The sequence below is a fragment of the Massilia eurypsychrophila genome, from assembly GCF_002760655.1.
In the GTDB taxonomy this organism is placed as follows: Bacteria; Pseudomonadota; Gammaproteobacteria; order Burkholderiales; family Burkholderiaceae_D; genus JAFCUW01.
This window is the reverse complement of the sequence record NZ_PDOC01000004.1, coordinates 126,424-139,793: the sequence shown is the minus strand read 5'-3', so window position 1 is coordinate 139,793 and position 13,370 is coordinate 126,424. Positions and strand designations below refer to the sequence as shown.

At 59.0% G+C, this 13,370-nt stretch carries 12 protein-coding genes; 5 read left to right on the top strand and 7 right to left on the bottom strand.

Annotated features, from left to right (window positions below; genetic code table 11):
- Positions 1 to 282: 282 nt before the first annotated feature.
- Complete coding sequence (locus CR105_RS08605; protein WP_131021666.1) at positions 283 to 543, bottom strand: hypothetical protein; 261 nt, start codon at positions 541 to 543, stop codon at positions 283 to 285.
- Between the two features lie 223 nt (positions 544 to 766).
- Between CR105_RS08605 and CR105_RS08600 the strand changes: the two genes are divergently transcribed.
- Positions 767 to 3,208 carry a hybrid sensor histidine kinase/response regulator gene (locus CR105_RS08600; protein WP_099788031.1) on the top strand — a complete coding sequence of 814 codons (2,442 nt, stop codon included), beginning with the start codon at positions 767 to 769 and terminating at the stop codon, positions 3,206 to 3,208.
- A gap of 68 nt (positions 3,209 to 3,276) precedes the next feature.
- Here CR105_RS08600 and CR105_RS08595 read toward each other — a convergent pair whose 3' ends face one another.
- Positions 3,277 to 6,111 carry a M16 family metallopeptidase gene (locus CR105_RS08595; protein WP_218968679.1) on the bottom strand — a complete coding sequence of 945 codons (2,835 nt, stop codon included), beginning with the start codon at positions 6,109 to 6,111 and terminating at the stop codon, positions 3,277 to 3,279.
- Positions 6,112 to 6,585: 474 nt separating this feature from the next.
- Between CR105_RS08595 and CR105_RS28265 the strand changes: the two genes are divergently transcribed.
- Together CR105_RS28265 and CR105_RS08590 are read left to right on the top strand one after the other, a co-directional pair.
- Positions 6,586 to 6,759, top strand: a complete 174-nt coding sequence (locus CR105_RS28265; RefSeq protein WP_180288138.1) for a hypothetical protein — start codon at positions 6,586 to 6,588, stop codon at positions 6,757 to 6,759.
- A gap of 292 nt (positions 6,760 to 7,051) precedes the next feature.
- Positions 7,052 to 7,231 carry a hypothetical protein gene (locus CR105_RS08590; protein WP_099788029.1) on the top strand — a complete coding sequence of 60 codons (180 nt, stop codon included), beginning with the start codon at positions 7,052 to 7,054 and terminating at the stop codon, positions 7,229 to 7,231.
- Positions 7,232 to 7,351: 120 nt separating this feature from the next.
- Here CR105_RS08590 and CR105_RS08585 read toward each other — a convergent pair whose 3' ends face one another.
- On the bottom strand, positions 7,352 to 7,558 hold the full coding sequence (locus tag CR105_RS08585; RefSeq protein ID WP_229413762.1) for a hypothetical protein: 207 nt from the start codon (positions 7,556 to 7,558) through the stop codon (positions 7,352 to 7,354).
- Between the two features lie 153 nt (positions 7,559 to 7,711).
- Positions 7,712 to 7,939, bottom strand: a complete 228-nt coding sequence (locus CR105_RS08580; RefSeq protein ID WP_218968678.1) for a hypothetical protein — start codon at positions 7,937 to 7,939, stop codon at positions 7,712 to 7,714.
- Between the two features lie 1,562 nt (positions 7,940 to 9,501).
- Between CR105_RS08580 and CR105_RS08575 the strand changes: the two genes are divergently transcribed.
- Complete coding sequence (locus CR105_RS08575) at positions 9,502 to 10,200, top strand: helix-turn-helix domain-containing protein (RefSeq protein ID WP_180288137.1); 699 nt, start codon at positions 9,502 to 9,504, stop codon at positions 10,198 to 10,200.
- 161 nt (positions 10,201 to 10,361) lie between these two features.
- On the opposite strand, the gene CR105_RS08570 is transcribed toward CR105_RS08575, so the two are convergent.
- The gene (locus tag CR105_RS08570) at positions 10,362 to 10,835 is read right to left on the bottom strand and encodes a hypothetical protein (RefSeq protein ID WP_099788027.1); all 474 of its coding nucleotides are present in this window, start codon (positions 10,833 to 10,835) and stop codon (positions 10,362 to 10,364) included.
- Positions 10,836 to 10,993: 158 nt separating this feature from the next.
- The gene (locus tag CR105_RS08565; protein ID WP_131021665.1) at positions 10,994 to 11,440 is read right to left on the bottom strand and encodes a hypothetical protein; all 447 of its coding nucleotides are present in this window, start codon (positions 11,438 to 11,440) and stop codon (positions 10,994 to 10,996) included.
- Between the two features lie 131 nt (positions 11,441 to 11,571).
- On the opposite strand from CR105_RS08565, the gene CR105_RS08560 reads away from it, so the two are divergent.
- Positions 11,572 to 12,754 (top strand): IS3 family transposase gene (locus tag CR105_RS08560; RefSeq protein ID WP_218968677.1). Its coding sequence is split into 2 segments (ribosomal slippage): positions 11,572 to 11,832 and positions 11,834 to 12,754, totalling 1,182 coding nucleotides; the frame shifts between segments, so codons are not numbered across the junction.
- 101 nt (positions 12,755 to 12,855) lie between these two features.
- On the opposite strand, the gene CR105_RS27750 is transcribed toward CR105_RS08560, so the two are convergent.
- Positions 12,856 to 13,314: a hypothetical protein gene (locus tag CR105_RS27750; protein ID WP_131021664.1), complete on the bottom strand. Its 459-nt coding sequence runs from the start codon at positions 13,312 to 13,314 to the stop codon at positions 12,856 to 12,858.
- Positions 13,315 to 13,370 lie beyond the last annotated feature (56 nt).

Genomic DNA, 13,370 nt, shown 5'->3' with positions numbered 1-13,370 from the left:
CAGCCAGGCGGCGCGGTGCCAACGGTAAATAGGGGAGGAGTGCGAGCAAGCATTTGCCGCCGCGGGGGACGCGGCCGGCAAGTCGGGGAGGGGAGTCGGAGCAGCTCCCCCGGAGGGATAGGGTGCGCCATTTCACCGTCAAGCAGGGGATCGCCTACTTCACGGTGACATGGCCGGTTTAATACTAGTACTGCTGCGACGCGGCCGAGTTGAACCAGATGAACCGCGCCAGTATGGCGATGCCGTACAGTCCTGCAACGGCGTACTCAGCCAGTTCCATACTTAGTCTTTGGAAGCGAAAAAGCGCAGCTCGGCGGCCAGGTTCGGCGACAAGCTCTCGTGCTGTTTGGCCAGGGCGAAAATCTGGCGGCGGCCTTCGACCTTGGCGCGTTCGGATACCTTGGCCGAGCGCACTTCCTGGGCGACGAACTGGCGGCCCTGGGCGGCGAACAAAGCTTCGGCGAACGCGCGCGCAGCGTTGCTGACGTCGGTGAAGTAGTGGCGGAGCGAGCCGGCTGGCTGATTGAAAGTGGCGGTAGTCATCATTTTTCCTTAATTAATATCCCGTGTTGCAGTGCAGTATAAGTGCCCTACGCCAATAAAGAAAATTTTGATTTGTGATGCCAGCCATATGAAATGTGAATAATGCGGAGGCGGAGGCGGACGCGCACGCGCTCGTCTGCGTTTGCGTACAGACGCCGAAATGCTACACTTGCCAATCCAATTTCCTAAGTGAACTCCCGTGCCCGAATTGAGCTCAGCTCCGATGTGGACAGAACCGGAGCGGCTCGCGGCGCTTCACGCTTACGGCATTCTCGACACAGATCCCGAGAGTGCCTTCGACGACCTGGTCGTGCTGACCGGGCAGTTGCTGGGCGCACCGATTGTCGCGGTCAACCTCATCGATGCTCACCGGCAGTGGTTCAAGGCTGAAATCGGCCTCGGCACGCGTGAGATGCCGCTGGACGACTCCATCTGCAAGTTCGTGCTGCTCGAACAGCAGCGCATGGTCATCACCGACACCCGCGACGACCCGCGATTCAACTGCAACCCGCTGGTCACCGGCACCCCCGGCTTGCGCTTTTACGCCGGCGAGTTGCTGAAATCCGCCGAAGGCTTACCGCTAGGCACCTTGTGCGTGCTCGACACCACGCCGCGTCCACACGGCTTGACCGACTTGCAGGCAGCGGCCTTGCGCACGCTAGCCCAGCAAGTAATGACGCAGCTCGAATTGCGCAAGATTGTGCGCGAGCAGGACAAGCTGCTGCTCGCGCAGCAGCGCATGCATTCCGAGTTGCTCGGTGCGCAGGAACGCAGCCGCCTCGCAACGGATGCTGCCGGACTCGGCGTGTGGAGCTGGGATCCTGTCAGCGACGTGGTGGCATGGGAAAACGACCGCGCCGTCGAGATGTTCGGACTGGCGCCGGACGACGCCTGCTACAACGCCGAGCGCTTCATGCGCGCCCTGTTGCACCGCGACGATGTGGCGGCGTTCGCCAAGGCGGTCGCCTCGACCGTACGCAGCGGCGCCGCATTCCACCTCCAGGCCAGGGTGCACCGCGCCGATGGCGAGATGCGCTGGATCGATTTCTTCGGCAAGGCGCAGGCGCCGCGCGACGGTGCCCCGCCGCTGATTGTCGGCGTCGTCGCCGACATCACGGCGCGCAAAATGGCCGACGTGGAACTGAAGGAAAGCCGCGGGCGCTTCGAGCGAATCGTCAGCCAGGCTGCCACCGGGGTGGTGCAGGTCGACCCCGACGGCCGGATCAAGGTCGTCAACGACAAGTTCTGCGCCATGCTCGGCTACGACAGGGCCGAGCTGCTGGCCCTGACCATGCGCGACATCACCGCGCCCGAATCGATGGGGGTGACCCGCGCGGCGTTGGACAAGGTCGGCGCAGGCGAAGCCGGCGTCGTAGTTCAAAAACAATACCGGCGCCGCGACGGCTCACTGATGTGGGCCAGCAGCAGCGTCAGCGCGGTGCGCAGTCCGGTTCAGCAATTCGAGGGCATCGTCGCCATCGTTGTCGACATCAGCAAGGATCGCGAGGTTGAAGAAAGCCTGCGCAAGCTCGCGTCGGACCTATCGGAAGCGGACCAGCGCAAGTCGGAATTTCTGGCAACCCTGGCGCACGAGCTGCGCAATCCGCTGGCGCCGATCAGCACCGGTCTGGCGGTGCTCAAGCTTGGTGGCGACAATGCTGCCGCGGTCGGCAAAATCCGCGCCATGATGGAGCGCCAGGTCGCCCAGATGGTGCGCCTGATCGATGACCTGCTGGACGTGGCGCGCATCAGCGGCGGCAAGATCGATTTGCAGAAAGCGGTGGTCGACATCAAGACGGTGCTGGCGGCGGCGATCGAAACGAGCCAGCCGTTCATCGAGCACGGCGCCCATACATTGCTTGTTCGGCAGCCGGACGAGCCTTTGCTGCTGCATGCCGACCCGACCCGGATCGCCCAAGTGCTGTCGAACCTGCTCAACAACGCTGCCAAGTACACGCCGCTCGGCGGCAATATCGAGGTGGTGGTGCAACGCGCCGGCGCCGACGTGACCGTGTCGATTACCGATAACGGCGTCGGCATCGCGGCCGAATCGCTGTCGACCATCTTCTTGATGTTCAACCAGGTGCGTCACAATTTGCATCGCGCACAGGGCGGCCTGGGCGTCGGGCTGTCGCTGGTCAGACGGCTGGTGGAAATGCATGGCGGCGCGGTCACTGCGGTCAGCGCCGGCGCCGGCGCCGGGAGCACTTTCACGGTACGGCTGCCGTTGGCGCGCGACAACAGCAGCGCGCCGGCGCCGGAAGCGGTGTTCGCAACTGCCGCACGGCGGCAGTTGCGCTTGCTCGTGGCCGACGACAATGTCGACGCGGCGCAATCGCTGGCGTCCATGTTTGCGCTGCAGGGGCACATGACGCGCGTGGCGCACAGCGGCAAACAGGCGATCGACATGGCGCGCGATTTCTCGCCCGAGGTGGCGTTCCTCGATATTGGCATGCCGGAAATGAATGGCTACGAGACCGCGCGGGCGATGCGCACACTCGCTGGCATGGAGGGTAGCGTGCTGGTTGCGTTGACCGGATGGGGCAACGAAAGCGACCGCATCCTGTCGAAGCAGGCCGGTTTCGACCATCATCTGACCAAGCCGGCAGATGGGGCGACCATCGACCGCTTGCTCGACGAGATTGCGCTCGGCATCACCCCTTAGTCCATGCGCCGCTGAAGGCAAGCTGGGCGAGAGGATCCAACGGCCGGCCTCTGCGCCCCGAGATCGCCTTACCTGCTGATCAGCACCGGCTCGCCGAAGCCCAGCTCCTTCATTCGCGGCAACTGTGTTTTAGCGTCGCCGACCACCAGCCAGACCATCTTCGACGGATCGAGATACTTTTGCGACAGCGACTGGATCTTCGGCACCGTCATCGCCTTGACGATCTGTTCGCGGTCCTTCACGTAATCGGCGCGCCAGCCGTATTTGCTGAGGTTTTCCAGCATGCCCAGTTTGGCGGCGGACGTTTCGAAAGCGCGCGCGTTGCTCTTGATTAGGTAGTTTTTGGTGGTTTCCAGGTCCGCTTCCGTGTACGCCGGCGCGTAGTCCTGCAAGATCTGTTTCACCAACTGGGTGGACTCGAGCGTGACGTTGCTGCGCACGCCGCTGGCGATGGTAAACGGCCCGGCGTTGTTGCTGCCCGAGAAATTCGAACTGATGCCGTAGGTGTAGCCTTTGCCTTCACGCAGTTGCTGCGTAAGGCGTGAGGCGAAGCCGCCGCCGCCGAGGATGTAGTTTGTCACCGTGGCCGGGTAGTAGTCGGCATCGGTCGCGGCAAGCGCGCGGTAGCCGACGCGCAGTACCGATTGCTTTGCATCCGGCACATCGACAAAGTAGATCTTCGCGGCCACCGCGTCGGCCACCGCGGCCGTGGCCGGCAGCGTGACCGGCTTCGCTTTCCATTCGCGATTCAAGTTCGCGAGCGACCGGGCGATGGCCGCCTTCGGCAATGCCCCGATGACATGCATGCGCGCCACCGACGGCGACAGGTGGGCGCTGTAATACTGCTTCAGGTCGTCGATGGCGATCGCGTTCACGGTCTCGGCGGTGCCAAGAATATTTCGCGAGCGGATGTTGCCTTTGCCGTAGATGATTGCGCTGTAGTTGCTGCTGGCAAGCATGTTCGGATCGGCTTCCTGCTGACGGATTTGGCTCAGCACGCTTTGTTTGATCAGCGCAAACTCCTTCTCGTCCCAGCGCGGCTGCAACAGGATTTCCTCGACCAGCGCGAGCGTCGCCTGGTAGTTGCGCGCCAGCGTCGTGACGCTGACCCGGACGTCTTCAGTGTTGGCTGACACGTTAATTGTCGCGCCCAGTTGCTGGATCGCTTCTTCCAGCTCTTGCGGGGTTCGCTTGGCGGTGCCTTGCGTAAGCATGCGTGCCGTCAGGTTGGCGACGCCGACCTTATCGAGCTTGTCGAGCAGCTGCCCGCCGTCGATCGCTATATCGAACTGCACCAGCGGCACTTCGCTGTTCTCGATGCCGTGCACGCGCATGCCGTTCGACAGCGTGGTGTCCCACACCAGCGGCACCTTGACAGTAGGCGAGGCGCCGTAGCCGGGCTCCTTGCTGCGGTCAAACGTGGACGGCGTCTTGGCGTACGCGGCATTCGCGCTTGGGTCAACTGCGTCCTCGGCGCCTTGCACGACTTTTTCCTCGACCACTTGCGCCTTGCCGGAGCCGGTCAAGGCCAGCGCCAGTTTGCCTTTCGGAACAAAGCTGGTCGCCACGAACGGTTTGCCTTTGATATACGTGTCGTAGACGCGACGCACGTCGGCCGTGGTGACTGCCAGCGTTTTTTTGACGCTTGTTTCGACGTAACCTGGATTGCCGGTCAAATAGTTGTACTCGGCCAGCAACGCCGATTTGCCGAGCACGCTTGAGACCGAACTGTAGAACCTGGTTTCCAAGCCCGCCTTGATCCGGTTCAGGTCCTTTTGCGGAATGCCTTCGGCTTCGAATTTGGCGAACGCCTTGTCGACCGCGGCGGCGACTTCGTCGAGGGTTTTGCCATCGAAAGCGCGCGTCTTCAGCATGAACTGGCCCGCCAGCTCCGAGGTGTAATTTGCGATCTGCACTTTCGATGTCAGCTTGCTGTCTTCCACCAGCACCTTGTAGAACGGCGCGCGCTTTGTCTCCGACAAATATTCGGCCAGCACTTCCAGCGCATACGAGTCCGGGTGCACGTCCTCGACCGTTGGCCAGGCCATGGTCAGTTCCGGCAGCTTGGCGAAATTGTCTTCGTGCGCGAGTTTCACGGTCTGCTTGATGACGCCAGGACGCTTGGCCATCGACTTGACCGGCTCGCCGCGCTTGATTTCGGAAAAATACTTCTCGACCCACTTGCGCGCCTGCACCGGATCGAAATCGCCCGCCAGCACGAGCGTCACATTGTTCGGCACATACCAGAGGCGGAAAAATTCAGTGACGTCGTTGAGTTTCGCGTTCTGCAAGTCGTCAAGCGAACCGATGACTTGCCAGTTGTACGGATGGTCAACCGGGTACAAGGCCTTGTTGATGACGTACATCGTGTGGCCGTACGGCGCGTTGTCGTAGCTTTGGCGCTTCTCGTTCTTGACGACCTGCTTTTCTTTCGCCAGCACCGGATCGGTGACGGTGTTGATGAACCAGCCGAGCTTGTCGGCTTCGGCCCAGATCATTTTTTCCAGCGCGTCCTTGGGGACCGTCTGCAGATAGTTTGTGCGGTCCTGCGAGGTCGAGCCGTTGGCGCCGGAGCCGCCGATGCGCGCGCTCATCTTGTCGAGGCCGCCCTTGCCGAGGTTTTCCGATTCAAGGAACAGCAGATGCTCGAACAAGTGGGCGAAGCCGGTGCGGCCGGCCTTTTCGCGGGCGGAGCCGACGTGCGCGGTCAGGTTGACGGCGACGACAGGATCAGACCGGTCGATGTGGAAGATCACCTCGAGGCCGTTCGGCAGCGTGAATTTCTGGAACGGCAGTTTAAGCACGGCGTTAGGCGCTGCCTTTGCCGGCGCGGCGTGGGCGGGCACCAGCATGGCCGACGCGATACACGCTGCCAGAACGAGGGAAGAGGGAACAGTCTTCATGCAATCGGATCCTTAGAGGTAGAACGACGGGCGGCGATGACCGCAGCGTTCCAGATAGTATTGGAATTTCTTGATCAGGACAACGCCAAAAGGAAGGGGTGACTCTGCCGAATCCGGCCGGCGGTTGTCGGCGAACTTTACACGCCGACAGCGCTATATCGAAAGTAATATCGTAACTGATTGATAATTATCGCTAATGTAACTCTGGTGTAAATATTGCTTGAAGACAGCACGGCGACGGTGTGGTGGGTATTCCTGCGCCAGAGAGCGATTTCACCAAGCGTGCTTTTTAATGGGAGTTATCCAAGTGAGAAGAATATCTTTGTCCGTTATTGCGGCCGTGACAGGGTCGGCATGCCTCTTCGCCAGCGCCCCTGCGGCGCGGAAATTGTCTATACCGGTATGACTGCGTCCCAGAACTATTAGCAGACCGCCTCCGGATTTGCCTTCCGAAGCGCCGGACTGAATTTTGCAATGGCGACCCGCGCCGCGGATAATTTCAATACTGTGTCGATCCAGATCCCCGGCCAGGCTGCGCCGATCGTCCGCCCAATCGTGCCGGTGTTAAACTCGGGTGGAAGCTATACCGGCGGGTTGGGCGTTACGCGCGTGATCGGTACCGACGTCACAGTACGCAAGCTCAGGTGAATGCGGTGTTTCCGGTTGGCGACTACAAATTCACCGCAAGCAACACAGTGACTGGCGCTTCCCAGGTGGCGACGCTCAATTATGACTTCAAAATACTGCGTATCTCTACAACGTCATTTTCAAGAATGGTGAGCATTGCGGCGGCGACCTGACTTGCGGAACCGGAAATCCGGTCGGCTTCTATCGTGATTTCAATACCGTGACGTCGGGAGAATTCACCACCGCCCTGACCAGACCGACCGTGCCGACAACGGTCAACTTACAAGGGTGAACGATTGCCAATCCTTTCGCCTTGCCGCATCAAGGGGAGATCGGCCAGGTCAACGGCACCATCGGCGGCCTGGGCGCCGAGGAGTTCTGCCGGTTTTATTGGAAAGGCGGCTTGTTCAAGTCGAATGACGTCATCACTGGCGCGGACCCACTGGCGGAGTATGAATTCATGCTACGCGACATGCTTTGTAACCCGCTGTAAAACCTGGCGCTCAATTACGCTGACAGCTTTACTGCCGACATGGGCCATGTCCTTCCGGCCTCCGCTGCTGATCGCAAGGCGTTTTGCGAGCGGGCAGCCTTGCTGCGATCGCCGCGGACACTAGCCCAGTGTTGATCGCGTTGCCAGCACCACCACCGTCGCGCCGGCGACGACGATCAGCGCGTCCTCAATCAGGCCGCTCCTGGTCTGACCGATATGCGACATCGCCTGCTTGCGTGCGGCAACGGTCAGGTAGGCAAGGGGTACCGCCGTTGCTACCGCGACCGCTGCGCCGGCCTTTTGGCGCCGCGCCGGCGGTTCCAGCACTCATCACGCGCGCCAGCAGTCCCAGGAACACCGGGCGCCGAAGGGGGCTGACCCGTTTCTTCCCTTGGGGTCGGACCCGGAGTTGGCAGCGCCAGCAGATCCGGGGTCTGGCCCAGAGTTCGGGGCAGACCCCTGCTGTTACCGGTGCGCCGGCTAGCCGAGTCGCGATCGCGTTGCCAGCGCCACGACCGTCGCACCCGCGGCCCCGATCAGCGCGTCTTCAACCAGTCCGCTGCGGGTCTGGCCGATACGCGCGATGGCTTGCTTGCGACCGGCAAGTGTCAGGTAGGCAAGCGGAACGGCGGTTGCGATCGCGACCGCCGCGCCAGCCTTCTCGCGGCCCGCTGGCGCCAGTGCCGCGCCAGCGATCCCCGCACTCATCAAGCGCGCCAACGCCCGAGAAATACGGTGCGGTCGGGCGCCGACTTTATCTCGTCACCGAGCGATTCAGCGACCCAATGGCCGAGCCGCGGCGATGGTGGCCATCGGCACATCGACCGCGCGCTTGCAACCGTACCGTTCAGGGCGGAAAAGCAGGCTGCGAGGAGTCATGCAGGTGTAAACGTCGCGTCGGCTATCAAATTGCAGCCACTATTATCAATTGCCGAGATACTTGCATCGATAATGGTTATCGTGGCTTGGAAGTCGGCGTTCCGTTTATCATTACAGTAATAAGTTACCGGAATAGCGACATCAGCTATCCCACCGTAAAAATGCATCCATTCATCAACCTACAACAACTAATTCGGATAACTTTGATTGTTGCACTGGTCATCGTCTTTCCGTTGGCCTGCGAACGTGCAAAAGACAGATGATGATCTCAAAAGCATAATTGCAGCGAGGTGTTTCAGAAGCTGACCATGTGCCGTCTCGGAATCGAGTCGTTTGGAATCAACCAGGGCCTCAAAAATTTCATCATCAGTTTTTTGGAACTGGGGCAGGGGATAAATGGCGAGATTTTAGTCCATTCCTACATATTAGGATCAGGTTTGAGGACATTGTGGGTAACAAATACCTCAAGTTTGCAGTTAATACTTGAGGCCGCCTCGCTAGCAGGATCGGCTGATGCTGTCATTTATCGGCCTCAAGCGGTGCGCGTTTTTTATACGCGTTTTGTATTCCTATAGTTCTCGCGATCGGCAGAGCTGCGAATGGGCGAGCCAATTCAGGATACCGGCGCTTTCCCGTTTCGAGCAGCGCACACTTTTGGATTGCGCAAATTTTTTCGATAAAGTTGTTGGTGCCGGTATATTTCCCGACCGCCGGCCCCGGTAGTAACGCCTCTGCGGACGTTAATTCTGTTTGTCTCCTCTTACTCACAAGCAGGGGATCATTTTATCGCTCTGACGTTCGATTTTTTTTGACCAGACGCAATTTAACGAGAATTATGAGTCCCATGAGCAAATTTATTACGCCTGCATTTGAGCGAAAGTAATATGTCGTTTTTTCCGGCATCGAAATTTTAGGCTATGACAATCGAAATTCCCGCGGAGCAATAAAACCGCTCGCAATGGGTATATTCCAACATGCGTCAACTTCATATGTTAAAAATAGTAACACTTGGTTGTATTTTCGCTCATTTCGGTGCCTCTGCAATTAAGCGATAGAGAGTGCGTATTTATGCGCTATATTTGTCATGACGCAAGCCACTCCTATAAAGAGCTGTGCTGCCGAGTAGCGTCTGGGCAAAACCAAGCCCAACTCCAGCACTATTTCATCTGATTACTTATCGTGCATTCAGTGTTGATAGGAAATCTTCTTGTCAACGGGTAATTGAATGCACCTTGCAGTATATATATTTGTGAGGGAATATGAATGTGGCTACTCCTACATCGTTGTTTAATCTCTTGCAGGCTGACACAAAGACAGCGCCCAGTGGCGGTTGCGGTTCTTGCCCGTTACGCAAGACATGTATGCCTCGTAATTTCACTGCCCGACAGGTGATGGAATTTGAGCAGCTTGTGCAAGGGAAGCGTCGTGTCGCGCGCGGCGCGAGCTTGTATCGCAGGGGGGACAAGCTAGGAATGCTGTTTGTCGTTCGTTTCGGGCAGTTCAAGCTTGTCGGTGGCGATCTCAGCGAGGGTCGCGTGGCGGGTTTCCATATGTCCGGCGACCTGGTGGGCTTGGATGCGATAGCGACAGGGCGCCACAGCTTTCGCCTCACCGCACTGGAAGATAGCGAGGTTTGCGAAATTCCTGTTGCGGCGATGGCTGGAGTAACGAGTGGTGAGCCGGCAATGCAAAGTCAATTCTTCCGGCGCATCAGCGAGGTGCTCAACCATGAATACGACCGTTCTTTCATGTTAGCAACGGCGTCGATGGAAGAGCACTTTGCCAGCTTCTTGCTGACACTAGGCGAAAAGTATGCGCACTTCGGGTATTCGGATAAGTCGTTTCGATTAGGGATGTCGCGGGGCGATATCGGCAGCTATCTTGGAACCACCTTGGCAAGCGTCAGCAGGCTCGTCGCGCGGTTCAACCAGCAAGGCGCGGTATCAATCAAGGGACGGATGGTCGAACTGCGAGATCGCCCGTTTCTCCAAGCTATGGTGGCTCGGGACGCGCCGACGGTTGAACCGGCGCCTTGGCATCCTAAAACTAACGCTGTCGATGCCACGAGGTTGTGCATGACCGGAACGTGAACCGCAGCAGGTGCGGGTTAGGCAAGCTCATCTCGTTATCAGGGGCTCGCAACGGCATTAGTATCAGACCCCGGAGTCCGTGGTGGCGCCAGCAAATCCGCGGTCTGGCCCTCGGTCTGACCCAGAGTTCGGTCAGACCCCTGCTGTTACCGGCGCGCGGGCTAACCGAGTCGCGATCGCGTTGCCAGCGCCACGACCGTCGCACCCGCGGCCACGATCAGGGCGTCTTCAATCAGTCCGCTGCGGGTCTGGCCGATACGCGCCATGGCTTGCTTGCGCCCGGCAAGTGTCAGGTAGGCAAGCGGAACGGCGGTTGCGATCGCGACCGCCGCGCCAGCCTTCTCGCGGCCCGCTGGCGCCAGTGCCGCGCCGGCGATGCCAGCGCTCATCACGCGCGCCAACAGTCCCAGAAATACGGTGCGATCAGGCGCCGACTTCATTTTGTCACCGAGCAGTTCAGCGGCGCCCATGGCCATCGCACCGTACTTGAACAGTGGGCGGTCGAGGAGGACAACTCCCCCGGGGGTCGGACGGTCGGCAAGCCGTGCCGCCGCGATAGTGGCCATCGGGGTCATCGAGCGCGCGCTTGCGACGGCGCCGATCAGAGCGGAATAGAGCAGGCTGCGATTTGTCATTGTTATTGATTCCTATGCGGTGAACAGTTGAGGTTTGCTCGAAAGCAGCTGTTCAATTGTAACTATCCGCTGTAGATCGTGTCGCCGCGGACGAGACCAGAACTGGCCTGTAGCCGACGTCCCATCGGGAGAAACGCAGCTGGCGGTCCGAGGGCAAGTCAGGCACGGGAGGCAGCTAGCGTGCTTTTGCTCATCAGATATCCGGCGATGAAGCCAATCCCTGCAGTTCCCCAGGTTAAGGCGGCGACGACTTCAAACACATTGATCAGCTGAGGATGGATGAACGCGAAAGGGACGAGTGCGAGTGCGCGAAGCAGACAAACCGCCGCTATTCCTGCCAGCATCGTCCGGAGCAAAGGTAAGCGCGGCACCAATCCGAGGGCCGAACAGGCATACAGGGCACAGATACCCATCAGAATCGCAATGCCAGCTGTGGAGAGGGGTGCCAACCATGTACCGTCTTGTGCGGAAGCCAGGACCTGAGGCGGCGCGCCGAAGAACGCACACCAGGCGGGCCCTCCGATGATGGCTGCGACGTGGATTGCGACGCCGAGCAGGGAAATCGCGAGCGAGAAGAAGGTAAAGCGGACATGGATATTCTTCATCGTGCAAGCCACCAAGAAGTTTGAGGTAAAGATGTGCGGAGTTTCAAGGCGAAACTAAAAACTTGCTTGCTGTGGTCTAATTTGCCCGGACACCTCAATAGGTGGAAAATCCACCATCTGAGGAGTAATACATGGCAACAAGAAAACGGAAGACATTCGACCCCATCCTGAAGTTGGAAGTCGTTCGAATGATCAAAGAGCAAGGGCAGAGCATCCAAAACGTCAGCGAAAGCATGAGCATCGGTCAGACCGCGATCCGCCGCTGGCTGACCCAGTACGGCGCTGAGCAGAGCGGCCAACCAGGTATCGGCAAACCGCTCACCGCAGAGCAGCAAAGGATCCGGCAACTGGAAGCGGAAAATCTGCAACTTAGACAGGATGTGACCATCTTAAAAAAAAGGCCTCGGCCTTCTTTGCCCGCGAAATGAAATGATCCATCAGCTCATTCTCCAACTGCAAAAGGAGGCCATCCCGGTCCAGCACAGCTGCCGCATCCTGGACGTCAGCCGGTCCGGCTTTTACGAGGCACAGCGTCGTTCCGCCAAGCCGGTCGTCTGCAAGGCGAGCGTGCACCTGAAGGCCGCGTTCATGGCAAGCCATCAGAGCTACGGCAGCCGTCGGTTGGTTACGGCTATGACCAACGAAGGCTTCAACATCGGGCGCTACAAGGTGCGCAGTTTGATGCGCAAGGCGGCATTGAAGCCCGTCTGGAAGCGCAAATTCGTTCACACGACGGACAGCAAGCACGACTTGCCGATCGCCGCCAACGTGCTCAATCGGCAGTTCAATCCGACGGCGCCGAATCTGGCTTACGTCAGCGATATCACCTACATTCGCACCGGCGCGGGATGGTTGTACCTGGCCACCGTGCTGGACCTTTACGCGCGCAAGGTGGTCGGCTGGGCCATGGCGCCGAGCATGCCCGCCAAGCTGGTCTGCGACGCGTTGAACATGGCCATTCAACAGCGGCAGTCGGCACCGGGGCTCGTCGTCCATTCGGACCGGGGCAGCCAGTACGCGAGCGAGCTTTACCAGGACCTGCTGGCAGAACACGGCTTCGTTTGCAGCATGAGCCGCAAGGGAAATTGTTGGGACAATGCAGTCGCAGAGCGCTTCTTCTTGAACCTCAAGATGGAACGTGTCTGGCAGCGCCAATATGCCAATCACGCCGAGGCCAAGGCCGACATCACCGACTACATCGTCGGCTTCTACAACTGCAAACGCATCAATTCAGCATTGGGCAATTTGTCGCCCGCCGTCTACGAACGGAAAATGGCAGTACGCGAACCTATCGTCGTGTCCGAAATTACTTGACCACAGCAGCTAGCGGACTTTCCTGGGCGACCGCTTCTGGCCGGCTGCTGCCGTTCACTTTAAAGCAGCTCACGGCCGTTGTGGCCTCCCGAGAAACTGCTTCAAGCATTCACAGTGGCGGCTTGATCCCCGGTCCGCCGTAAGCCGACCCACAACAGTCCGCCCAGCAGGAAGCACAGGATTGCCGTCGTTATCTCAAAAATGCTGAGCTGTGCTCTCACTGTTGGCGCGATTACGAGAATAGTTGGCAAGGCCGCTGCACGAAGAATGAGAACCGCAGCTGTGCCGTAGAGCAAAGGCCGAGATAACGGTAACGAGCGAATGTTGCCAGCAATGGATAACGCAGAAAACCCAACGATGAAGAGAAGTATCGCAATAGTCGAGATTACTACTGGAGCAAGCCAGGTCCCCCGCATCGCTGACTCCACAATGTTCGGAGGCGATCCCAATGCCTCTACCAATGCTGGACCTGAGAAAAGTGCTACTACGTGAAGAATGGCAGCTCCCAATATCACGACACCACCGAGCTGAAGTGGCCAACGTCCGTTTTTCTTTTGCATCGCTCAGATCGCTTTCACAATGTTGTGTAGGTAATAATTCGAAAATCTCAACTTAA

Excerpts from the sequence above, each read along its gene's own strand:
- CR105_RS08605 (WP_131021666.1), bottom strand. The coding sequence starts at position 543 with ATGACTACCGCCACTTTCAATCAGCCAGCCGGCTCGCTCCGCCACTAC.
- CR105_RS08600 (WP_099788031.1), top strand. The coding sequence starts at position 767 with ATGTGGACAGAACCGGAGCGGCTCGCGGCGCTTCACGCTTACGGCATT.
- CR105_RS08595 (WP_218968679.1), bottom strand. The coding sequence starts at position 6,111 with ATGAAGACTGTTCCCTCTTCCCTCGTTCTGGCAGCGTGTATCGCGTCG.
- CR105_RS28265 (WP_180288138.1), top strand. The coding sequence starts at position 6,586 with ATGGCGACCCGCGCCGCGGATAATTTCAATACTGTGTCGATCCAGATC.
- CR105_RS08580 (WP_218968678.1), bottom strand. The coding sequence starts at position 7,939 with ATGAGTGCGGGGATCGCTGGCGCGGCACTGGCGCCAGCGGGCCGCGAG.
- CR105_RS08575 (WP_180288137.1), top strand. The coding sequence starts at position 9,502 with ATGGAATTTGAGCAGCTTGTGCAAGGGAAGCGTCGTGTCGCGCGCGGC.
- CR105_RS08570 (WP_099788027.1), bottom strand. The coding sequence starts at position 10,835 with ATGACAAATCGCAGCCTGCTCTATTCCGCTCTGATCGGCGCCGTCGCA.
- CR105_RS08565 (WP_131021665.1), bottom strand. The coding sequence starts at position 11,440 with ATGAAGAATATCCATGTCCGCTTTACCTTCTTCTCGCTCGCGATTTCC.
- CR105_RS27750 (WP_131021664.1), bottom strand. The coding sequence starts at position 13,314 with ATGCAAAAGAAAAACGGACGTTGGCCACTTCAGCTCGGTGGTGTCGTG.